Annotated in this window: 1 protein-coding gene and 3 pseudogenes; 3 read left to right on the top strand and 1 reads right to left on the bottom strand. The window is 62.2% G+C overall.

Going from position 1 to position 1,019, the window contains the following annotated elements:
• The 3 genes and pseudogenes from BQ9890_RS16525 to BQ9890_RS14290 form a co-directional block, all read left to right on the top strand.
• A pseudogene (locus BQ9890_RS16525) lies at positions 1–126 on the top strand (IS630 family transposase); the annotation flags it as partial.
• Positions 127–297: 171 nt separating this feature from the next.
• Positions 298–474, top strand: coding sequence for a transposase (locus BQ9890_RS15705; RefSeq protein ID WP_013162090.1), 177 nt, complete (start codon positions 298–300; stop codon positions 472–474).
• Positions 471–743: pseudogene (locus BQ9890_RS14290) on the top strand (transposase); the annotation flags it as partial. The gene BQ9890_RS15705 and the pseudogene BQ9890_RS14290, both read left to right, overlap by 4 nt.
• 6 nt (positions 744–749) lie before the next feature.
• Here BQ9890_RS14290 and BQ9890_RS15560 read toward each other — a convergent pair.
• A pseudogene (locus BQ9890_RS15560) lies at positions 750–893 on the bottom strand (IS30 family transposase); the annotation flags it as partial.
• Between the last annotated feature and the right edge of the window lie 126 nt (positions 894–1,019).

The raw sequence follows: 1,019 nt of genomic DNA, 5'->3' as shown, positions 1-1,019 counted from the left end.
AACGCGAAGATCCGCCAATTCATCACCGGCTGGAACAACCGCAAACACGCCTTCGTCTGGACCAAGACCGCCGACGAGATCCTCAAGAAAGCGAACCGTCAACCAACTTCAGAAACACGACACTAGGCGGTTGACAAGGGTTTTTGTCTTGGGGGCGGAGTTACCGAACGTACTACTCAGGCACCCCGTATGTCATGAGTCGCGTCATCGTTTACTAACGGTGGCGCGATTCGTGTTTTGGGGTGCGGGTGAAGCGTCCTGGGTTCTGTTCCGAGTATCAGCAAGGAGAATCGGAGTATGCCCAAGAAGTTCAGTCCCGAGCTGCGTGACCGCGCCGTGCGGATGGTCTACGAGCGCCAGGCGCGCGAGGGAGGCCCGCGCGCAGAGTCGATACGTGCCATCGCCCCGCAGCTCGGTGTCGGCCTGGTGAATCGCCCCGGGTCTGGTGGAGGCTCTGAATCCACGGGAGGATGAGGAGCATGGCAGCACCGAGGAAGTACCCCGACGAGCTTCGGGAGAGAGCCACGAGGATGGCAGTTCAGTCACGGCGCGATCCATCGACGAGGTCGGGAACGTTTCGCCGTGTGGGCGAGCAGCTCGGGATCAATCCTGAGACTCTGAGGAACTGGGTCGTGCAGGCCGAGGTTGACGAGGGGCACCGTCCCGGGACCACGACCAGCGAGTCCCAGCGCCTGGTCGAGCTGGAGAAGGAAGTGCGTGAGCTGCGCAGGGCGAACTCGATGGCGGATTCAAGCGATGGGCGCAAGGAACTCTGCGAGCTTCTCTGATGGTGTCAGATAGCCCAGCGTCTTGCGGGGGCGTCCGTTGAGGCTGTCCTGGATCGCGTCCAACTCCTCGCGGCTGACGACGCTCAGGTCGGTGCCTTTGGGTAGGGGTCAAGTCCCGTGGAGTGGTGTAGCGGTCGGTGATCCTTGTGGTGTTGGTTAGGCGGTGAGTTCGAGGGTGGGGTCGGTGGTCACCTCCGGCGTGGTGTCGGGGGCGAGGGTGAGGCGGCTTTT

Origin of the sequence: Actinomyces provencensis, from assembly GCF_900155435.1 — a bacterium.
Taxonomy (GTDB): Bacteria; Actinomycetota; Actinomycetes; order Actinomycetales; family Actinomycetaceae; genus Pauljensenia; species Pauljensenia provencensis.
This window is presented reverse-complemented; position numbering and strand designations above follow the sequence as displayed.